This window comes from Actinocrinis sp. (assembly GCF_035650855.1).
In the GTDB taxonomy this organism is placed as follows: Bacteria; Actinomycetota; Actinomycetes; order Streptomycetales; family Catenulisporaceae; genus Actinocrinis.
In genome coordinates, this window is the sequence record NZ_DASRGV010000385.1 from 1 (window position 1) to 8638 (window position 8638).

General features: G+C 70.3%; 10 protein-coding genes. 7 read left to right on the forward strand and 3 right to left on the reverse strand.

The window, feature by feature from the left end; translation table 11 throughout:
• A partial coding sequence (locus VFB40_RS27140; RefSeq protein ID WP_324855639.1) for a biotin carboxylase N-terminal domain-containing protein occupies positions 1–387 on the reverse strand: 387 nt, incomplete at its 3' end.
• Between the two features lie 315 nt (positions 388–702).
• On the opposite strand from VFB40_RS27140, the gene VFB40_RS27145 reads away from it, so the two are divergent.
• The 4 genes from VFB40_RS27145 (at position 703) to VFB40_RS27160 (ending at position 4263) form a co-directional block, all read left to right on the forward strand.
• Positions 703–939: a hypothetical protein gene (locus VFB40_RS27145; protein ID WP_324855641.1), complete on the forward strand. Its 237-nt coding sequence runs from the start codon at positions 703–705 to the stop codon at positions 937–939.
• 134 nt (positions 940–1073) lie between these two features.
• Positions 1074–2405 carry an ABC1 kinase family protein gene (locus VFB40_RS27150; protein ID WP_324855643.1) on the forward strand — a complete coding sequence of 444 codons (1332 nt, stop codon included), beginning with the start codon at positions 1074–1076 and terminating at the stop codon, positions 2403–2405.
• Positions 2406–2471: 66 nt separating this feature from the next.
• Positions 2472–3314: an SDR family NAD(P)-dependent oxidoreductase gene (locus VFB40_RS27155; RefSeq protein WP_324855645.1), complete on the forward strand. Its 843-nt coding sequence runs from the start codon at positions 2472–2474 to the stop codon at positions 3312–3314.
• Between the two features lie 64 nt (positions 3315–3378).
• Entirely contained in the window at positions 3379–4263 is an 885-nt protein-coding gene (locus VFB40_RS27160; protein ID WP_324855647.1) for a maleylpyruvate isomerase N-terminal domain-containing protein, read from the forward strand.
• A 66-nt stretch (positions 4264–4329) separates the two neighbouring features.
• Here the strand turns inward: VFB40_RS27160 and VFB40_RS27165 are convergent, their stop codons facing one another.
• Entirely contained in the window at positions 4330–5286 is a 957-nt protein-coding gene (locus tag VFB40_RS27165; RefSeq protein ID WP_324855649.1) for a hypothetical protein, read from the reverse strand.
• A 270-nt stretch (positions 5287–5556) separates the two neighbouring features.
• Here VFB40_RS27165 and VFB40_RS27170 point away from each other — a divergent pair, with 270 nt between their 5' ends.
• From VFB40_RS27170 to VFB40_RS27180, 3 genes are all read left to right on the forward strand, one after another.
• Complete coding sequence (locus tag VFB40_RS27170) at positions 5557–6201, forward strand: carboxymuconolactone decarboxylase family protein (RefSeq protein WP_324855651.1); 645 nt, start codon at positions 5557–5559, stop codon at positions 6199–6201.
• 14 nt (positions 6202–6215) lie between these two features.
• Positions 6216–7100: an SDR family NAD(P)-dependent oxidoreductase gene (locus VFB40_RS27175; RefSeq protein ID WP_324855653.1), complete on the forward strand. Its 885-nt coding sequence runs from the start codon at positions 6216–6218 to the stop codon at positions 7098–7100.
• Positions 7101–7167: 67 nt separating this feature from the next.
• Entirely contained in the window at positions 7168–7593 is a 426-nt protein-coding gene (locus VFB40_RS27180; protein ID WP_324855655.1) for an SgcJ/EcaC family oxidoreductase, read from the forward strand.
• A 68-nt stretch (positions 7594–7661) separates the two neighbouring features.
• Here the strand turns inward: VFB40_RS27180 and VFB40_RS27185 are convergent.
• The coding region (locus VFB40_RS27185) for a GMC family oxidoreductase (protein ID WP_324855657.1) at positions 7662–8638 on the reverse strand (977 nt) is incomplete at its 5' end.

The following is an 8638-nucleotide window of genomic DNA, read 5'->3' on the forward strand; positions in this document are numbered from 1 at the left end:
CTCGGCGATCAGCTTCGCGCCGATCTTGTCGCCGAGCTTGCGCATCGCCTGCGCGCTCGGGCCGACGAACGTGACGCCGATCCGGTCGCACAGCTCGGCGAACGCCGGGTCCTCGGCGACGAAGCCCCAGCCGACCCAGGCCGCATCCGCGCCGGTTTCCCGCAATGCCCGCTCCAGGACTGCCAAGTCCAGGTAGGGCCGGTTCCCGGCCGGGCCGAGGTGATAGGCGATATCTGCTTCCCGCACGAAGGCGGCGTCGCGGTCGACATCGGTGTGCAGTGCGATGGTCTTGATCGACGCGGCGCTGTCGGCGCCCAGTTCCCGGACCGCGTGGATGAGCCGCATCGCGGGCTCTGCGCGGTTGACGATGGCGACACGATTGAACACTGGCCGGCCCCTTCCTCGTGAGCGGCCGGTCGCGGCGACACGACGGGCATCGTCACAGGGCGTTTACAGAGTCGGTCCTGGAACGGCCGACGAGGTCACGGTAACCGGGCCGAGTCGGCGGAATGTCTTCGTGGTTGCCCACGACGTTCGGCCCCCTGATCCGCCCGTTCTACTGCGGCATCTTCAAAGAAGCCGTCCGCCCGCATGCGTGCAACGGTGGCGGTGTCCGCAACCGCGCCGCGGAAGCGGGCCGCCGGAGTGAGACATCACGACGCGAGGCGGGTCCAGGTGAAACCAGTCAGAATATTGATATTTGTGAGCACGCCACTGCTCTGGCTGCTGAAGTACGTCTTAACCGGACTGACTCTCCTCGGCCTCGGTGCGCGCGCCACCCCGATCACGGACTCGGGTGACGGCTGCGGGGCACCGAGTGATCCTTCTTCCGCAGCCGTCCGCGCGGGCCGGGAGCTGGCGGCGTCGACGGCGGCACTGTCGCACCATGAGCGGCTTTGGGAGGCGGAACTGGCCGCCGACGATGCGGGAGCGGTGTGACGGTTGCCGACCGGACCTGCTTCGTTGGGCCGCCGCGTTGGGCACGCGGGAAGAAGCCCGAGCCGCCCGGCGCTCGCGATGATCCCCGTACAGCGGCGTCCCGCCGGGAGACCGACCATGACTTGGGGGCGATCTTGAGCGAGACCAAGGGCCTTGTGCTGCGACCGGCCGGCCTGGTGCTGCGCGCCGCGCGCGTGGGCGTCACCGTGTTCGGATACGGCCTGCTGTTCGCCGCGTCCGCGTCCGGCGGCCTGCTCGGTGTAGGCCGCGGCCGTGGCGCCGCCCGCAGGGGCGGTCTGCGCAACGGCGAGCGGTGGGTCGGAATGCTGACTCGGCTCGGACCGTCCTACATCAAGATCGGCCAGCTTCTGAGCACCCGCAGGGACCTGCTCCCGCCGCAGCTGACCGAACCGCTGGGCCGGCTGACCGACTCGGCGCCGCCGCCGAGCCCGCGCCGGATCCGGCGGGCGGTGCGGGCCGCTTATGCCGACAGGCCCTGGCCGTTTCGCGAATTCGGGTGGGCGCCGGTGGCCTGCGGCAGTATCGCGACGGTGCACGAGGCCGTGACCCTGGACGGCCGCCGGGTGGCGGTCAAGGTGCGCCGGCCCGGGATCCAGCCCGTGATGGAGCGGGACTTCGCGTTGGCCCGGGCCCTGATGGGCGCGCTCGGGAGCGTTCCGAAACTGCGGAGAATGCCGTTCAAGGTGATGCACGAGCAGGTCGGCTCGGCGATCCTGCGGCAGCTCGACTTCGCGGCCGAGGCCGCGGCCCTGGCCGAGCTGCGGGCGAACCTCGCCGGGTTCGGCAATGTGCGCATCCCCGAGCCGCTGCCCGAACTGTGCACGCCAGAGACCGTGGTGATGGAATACATCAGTGGGCTGCGGCGCTTCGAACCGGGCGCCCTGGACGCCGGCACCCGGCGCCAGGTCGTGCGCGCGATCCTGGCCGCAGTCTACGAGATGCTGTTCATCGACGGTGTGGTGCACTGCGACCTGCACCCGGGCAACCTGTACTTCGGCGAGCGCGCCGACCTGGTGATGCTCGACGCGGGCTTCGTGATCCGGCTGCCGGACCCGATCCGCCGGTCCTTCGCGGACTTCTTCATCAACATGGCGATGGGCGACGGCTGGACCTGCGCGCAGATCGTGATCGAGAGCGCCGCGCACATAGCCGGGGACTGCGATCTCGACGGCTTCCGCAGTGCCCTGACAAAGCTGGTCGCGGAGGCCTCCGGCGCCAAGTCCGGCCAGTTCGACCTGGCCCGCTTCGCCGGAAAGCTGTTCGACCTGCAACGCCGCTTCGGCCTGTTCCCGGCCCCGGAGTTCGCCTTCCCGCTGTTGTCGTTGCTGGTCATAGAGGGGATGATCAAGGACTTCGACAGCGGCCTCGACTTCCAGGCTGAGGCCGTCCCGGTCCTGCGGCGGCGCAACATGCCGCGGGAGCACCGGGTCGCGCTGCCCGGCTGAACGAGCGCTACAGGCCGTCGTCGCCGGCGTCGGGCCGGCGGCCTCGAAGGAGAAGGGATCTGGCACATGGCGATCTCCCGCGCCGTACTGATCACCGGCTGTTCCAGCGGCATCGGCCGCGCCACGGCGCTGCTGCTGCACCGGGAGGGCCTGCCGGTATACGCCTCCGCCCGGGACACTGACGCGCTGGCGCCGTTGGCGCAGCTCGGCATCAAAACCCTGCGATTAGACGTGACCGACGAGGAATCGGCGTCGGCGGCCGTGAAACAGATCGCCGAAGAACACGGCGCGGTCGGTGCCCTGGTCAACAACGCAGGTACCGGCGTGCACGGCGCGGTCGAGGACGTCCCGCTGGACACCGCGCGCGCCCTGTTCGAGACCAACCTGTTCGGCGCCGTGCGCCTGACCCAGCTGGTGCTGCCCGGAATGCGCGAGCAGGGCGCCGGCCGGATCGTGTTCCTCTCCTCGGTCCTGGGGCGGTTCTCGCCGCCCGGAGGCGGGCTGTATCAGGCCACGAAGCACGCGGTGGAGGCCTACGGCGACGCGCTGCGGCTGGAGGTCGCGCAGTTCGGCGTCCGGGTGGCGCTGATCGAGCCGGCGACCGTGCGCACCCGGTTCTTCGAGACCGCGATGATGCAGTTCGCCGGCCGGCCCGGCAGCGCCTACCAGCATTTCTACGACGAACTCGCGGCGTGGGCGATCGAGGTCCACGAGGGCAAGAGCACCGCGGGCCGGTACGCGGCGACGCCGGAACAGGTGGCGCAGGCGATCCGGCGCGCCGTCCTGGCCGAGAGTCCCAAGGCCCGCTACCCCGTCGGCACACTCGCGCGCGGCGCTCTCAGCATGCGCCGGCTGCTGCCCGACGCAGCCTTCGACAAGTTCGTGGCGCGGCAGTTCCCCGCCCCGTGAGCCCGCCGCGGCCGCCGGATCTTCTCGAGTCGAGCCCGGGCGGACCGGGCGGAAAGGCGCAACGATGGCGGACACGCTGACGCACGCGGCGGCGGCCACCCGCGTCACCCGAGAGAAGTGGTCGACCGTCCGCTGCGCCCTCGAGGCCAGCGCCGAGCGGTTCGCGGCCCTGGTGGAATCCGTGCCCGACCCCTCGGCGCGCGCCACCGAACACTGGTCGGTCGCCGAAACGGCAGCGCACGTGACCGGCGTCGCCTGGAACTACACGGTCCTGGGCACCGCCGGCCCGAGACGGCCGGTCCCGATCCCCGAAGTGCGGGCACACATGCCGACCACGACGGTCGACAACTTGGCCGCGGTCCTCAACACCACGCAGCTGCGTGCCTTCACCGAACGGGACCCGGCGACGCTGGTCGCCCGGCTGCGCTCGTCGATCCGGGACCTGCTCGACCGCACCGCCGCCGACGATCCGGCTGAGCTCGTGGACTGGCTCGGCGGTTCCCGCCTGCCCTTGGCCGGCATCTTCGCCCACATGATGAACGAGCTGCACATCCACGGCCGGGACATCGCCCGCGGTATCCGGGCCCCGTGGCGGATTCCGGACGACGAAGCAGCCCTCTTCTTCGACTTGTTCATCGTCGAGATCGCCCGCAACGGCGTCGGCCGCCTGCTGGACGACGACCGCCCGGTCCGCCGCGGCAGCATCGCGGTGGAGTTCCGCTCGGCCCACACGGTGCCGGCGCGGCTCGTCCTCGAGGACGGCGTGGCCCGGGCAGAGGAGCCGTCCGGCCGGGCCGACGTGCGGGTCTGGTTTCGGCCTGCGGCCTTGAACCTGATGCTGTTTCACCGGGTCAGCCCGGTCCGCGCGGCCCTAAGCGGCGCGGTGCGCATCTCTGGCCGGCGCCCGTGGCTGCTGCCGGCTTTCATGCGCAAAGTCCGGATGCCCTGACGCGTCGGTCCGGCGGCAGCCTGCCGCCGGGCCCACGAGTGCTTACTTCCACGGTTCCGTGAGCGCTCAATTCCACGGAGGCGTCGGGAACCAGATGTAGTGAAGCCGGCCGAGGACGCGGACGTCCCAATAGATCACCGTGAACGCCCCGGCGATGATGAAGGCCGCGGCGGTGACGGTGCTCACGCGGCCCGGCTTGGCATTGAGCCAGCGCTGGATCCGGCTGCCCAGCCCCAAGGACAGCACCAGGAACAGCGTAGACATGACGATGATGTTCCCGACCGACTGCAGGGCGAAGGCGGTCGCGCCGTACAGCGGGTTGTGGGTGCTGGCGGCGTGCCGGAACATGTCGCGGAACAGCGGATACGGGCGTCCGATGAGGAAGGCCCCGACCAGCGCGCCCATGAGGACCAGCGGCGCGTTGCGGAACCGGCGGGAGACGGCGGCCAACGGGTCCGGGACCAGGCCGAGCGCGGCCAAGCCCATCAGGATCATGACAAGGCCGACGGTGCCGAACGTGATCATCGACTGTGCGGTACGCGGCGAGATCCCGTGCGACACCGCGGTCGAGAACTGCGGCATGCGCGTGCCGATGAAGCCGACGAGCGCGCCGTACGCCGCGGACACCGGGATCATGCCGACGGCCAGCCAGCCCAGCGGCGTCACTGCGGCGCGCAGCTTGTCGCGCCGGGTCGCGGCCCGGCCGACGAGCGGACCGACCGCGCCGAACACCGCGACGTTGCAGGCGGTGAACGATCCGGCGAGGCCGGTGACGAAGGCGAACAGGATGCCGGTGGCGATCCCGGTGATCGGAGTGTTGTTGGCGTCGTGGCCGAGCAGGGCGTCCGCGGTGTTGAAGCCGATGCGGTCGTCGGCGGTCTGAGCCGACCACGCGTAGGCGACCAGCAGCCCGCCGAGCAAGCTGAGCGCGAGGACGAGGGCGCGGCGGCGCGGGAAGCGGCCGTCGACGAACAGCGAGGTGCGTTCTGGAGCGTCGATGGGTTCGAGGGCGGTTGCGCTCAACGTGGTCTCCTCGTCGGGTAGGCGCCGAATCAGCGGGGAGGTTTTGCGACAACGCGGTCAGTGTCCGTGAACAGCGACAAAACGGCTTCTTCGAGGTTGCTCGAGCCGGCGCCGGGAGAACCGGCGCGGATTGCCGACGAAGGCCCGATCACCCGGCCCCAGCTGCGACAACGCCCACGCGGGGCGGCGAGGGCACGCTCGGAGTAGCCGCCCGCCTGCGCTCACGCCGACGATTTCCTTCAGTCGGCCCAAGAGAAGAGAGGCGTGCAGATGGATCCGAACTCGGGGGTCCGTGTCCCCCTGATCGACGAGGCGGACGCGACCGGGCGTTTGGCAGAGCTCTACGAGCGGGCCAAGCAGGTGACCGGGCTGAACTTCGTGCCCGACATGTTCCGCCTGACCTCCTCCCAGCCGGAGCTGCTGGAGACCATGCTGGCCGGGTACAACGGCGTCTTCAACCACGGCAAGCTGCCCCGGCAGACCCGGGAGATGATCTCGGCCTGGACCTCACAGGTCAATCAGTGCCCTTACTGCGTGGGGACGCACAACTTCTTCCTCCAGGTCTTCGGCGGCAGTGAGGAGCTCGCGCACGCGATCGAGACCGCCCGGTCGCCCGACGACCTCCCGGTGGACGAGCGGCACAAGGTGCTGCTGCGGCTGCTGACCAAGCTCAGCCGCAACGCCTACAAGATCACCGACGAGGACTGGCAGCACGCCCTTGACGCCGGCTGGAGCACGGACGACCTGCTCGAGGCGTTCTTCTGCGCCGCGCTGTTCAACTTCATCACCCGCCTTGTGGACGGCCTCGGGCTCGGCACCACGGTGACCAAGAGCCGGATCTCCCAGCAGGAGCTGCCGCAGGACTCCGGGTCTGCCGAGCCCGCCGCGGCCGCCGCGGCCGGCCCGACCGACTGAAGCAGGGGTCGGATATGGACCCGTCCCGTGCGGTCCTGATCACCGGCGTCTCCTCCCTGAGCGGGCTCTCGTCGGGCACCGGGCGAACCTTGGCGCTGCGACTGCACCGCGCCGGATGGCCGGTGTACGCCAGCGGCCGGAGCCTGGACGGTCTCAAGGACCTGGCTCAGGAGGGCATCACCACACTGCGTGTCGACGTCACCGACGAGGAGTCGATGGCGGCGGCGGTGGAGCGGATCACCGCCGAGCACGGCGCGGTCGGCGTGCTGATCAATAACGCCGCGTACAGCCTCAACGGCACGATCGAGCAGACCCCGATGGACGACGTGCGCCGCCAGTTCGAGACCAACGTCTACGGGCTGTCCCGGATGACGCAACTGGTCCTGCCCGGCATGCGGCGGCAACGCGCAGGCCGCATCGTCATCATGTCCTCGATCTTCGGGCTCTTCGCCACCCCGGGACGGGGCTACTACGAGGCCACGAAGCACGCGCTCGAGGCGATCGGCGACTCGCTGCGGCTGGAGGTGGCCCGGTTCGGCATCAAGGTCGTGATCGTCGAGCCCTCGCCGATCCTCGGCGCGTTCGTCCCGACCACCGTGGGCGATCTGGGCCTGGCCCCCGGGTCCGCCGCCGGCGACGACGACCCCTACGGCGACTTCTGGGAGCGCTTCGTCGTCTGGCACGGTGCCTATCGCGAGGTCGAGCACCCGAAGGGCCGCGGCCGGCTGTCCCTGCGCTCCGGCGACGTCGCCGCCGTCATCGAGAAGGCGATCACCGTGCCGCGGCCCCGGATCCGCTACCGCATCGGCATCCCGGTGCGGCTGCTGCGGCCGCAGCGCGTGCTGTTCGGCGAACGGGCCTGGGAGAAGTTCATCACCACGTTCTTCCCGACCCCGTAAGCCGCGGCCGGCCGCCGTGACCGGCCGGCCGCGGGTCCTTCCCACCAAGCGAGAAGAGGCAACCATCGTGACGATCACCCAAGACCAGAAGAAGGAAGAGGCCGCCGTCCTCGAGGTTCTCGAGGGCGTCTACAACGCCTGGAACGACGGAGACGCGGACGCCTTCGTCGCCGAATACCTCGAGAACGCAAGCTCGATCCTGCCCGGTGTGTACATGAAGTCGCGCGAGGAGATCCGCGCCGCGATGGGGCACTCGTTCGCGGGGCCGCTCAAGGGCACGAGGGCGGCAGACGAGGTGCTGGACGTCAGGTTCCTCAACGACGAGGCGGCCGTGGTCATCAGCCGGACCGGCGTGCTGGCCCCCGGTGAAACCGAGGCCCCGCCGGAGCGGACCGTATTCGCCACCTGGGTGCTCGCCAAGCGGGACGGCAAGTGGCTGCTCGCGGCCTACAGCAACAGCCCCTCGGTCCGCCCTGCCGGCCGACCCATGTGATAGCTCTGATACAGCTGTGGCCCCGTCTCCGAACTCGGAGACGGGGCCACAGCCTTTGTGCGGTTCGGTCAGTCTTCGCGCAGGAGCGCGGACGCCCGTTCGCCGATCAGGACGACGGACAGGTGGGTGTTGGCGCACACCATGCTGGGCATGATCGACGCATCCGCGACGCGGAGGTTCTCCACCCCGTGCACCGCGCAGCGCTGGTCGACGACCGCCAACGGATCGGCGGCCGGTCCCATGCGCGTGGTGCCCACCGGGTTGTAGGCACTGTCGACGGCCTTTTCGATGTAGCCGCGCAAGGCCTCGTCGTCGTAGATGGTGCGCTCGTCCACCGCGACCAGCTGCTCGCCCTTGTCGAAGATCTTCGGCGAGCTGGCCAGCTCCCAGCAGCCCCGGACGCCGTCGGCGAGCAGGGCGTAATCGCGCTCGTCGGACAGGTACCCGAGGTCCACGACAGGGGCGTCATAGGGATTGGCCGACACCAGGCTGACGCGGCCGCGCGAATGCTGCCGGCGCAGCACGACCATCACGCCGAACACCGCCTTCGCCCCGGCGACCCGCCGCAGCTCGGGGAAGTGGTGCGTGAGGTCGAAGCGGTTGACCATCGCGAAGTACTGGTCGTTGAACCGCAGATCGGTGGTCCGGGTCACGATCTGCCCGGTTGACTTGCCCTCGTTCTCGTAGCCCGGCTTGGGGGTCATGAACACGCCGATCCGCGGCTGATCGGTCAGCCCCGCGCCCACGCCGGGCAGATCCGCGCGGACCCGCACGCCGACCGCGCGCAGATCGTCGGCGGGTCCGATGCCCGAACGCAGCAGGATCGCCGGCGTGGCGACCGCGCCGGCCGCCAACACCACGCGCCGGCCGCGGACCGTCTGGAATCCGCCGCCGTCGACGGCCACCGCCACGCCCGCGGCGTGGTTGCCTTCGAACACGACCCGGTCCACGAAGGCCCGCGGCAGAATCGTCAGGTTCTCCCGGCCGGCGGCTGGCCACAGGTACGACATCGCGGTCGAGACCCGGGTCAGCAGGTCGCGCCGGT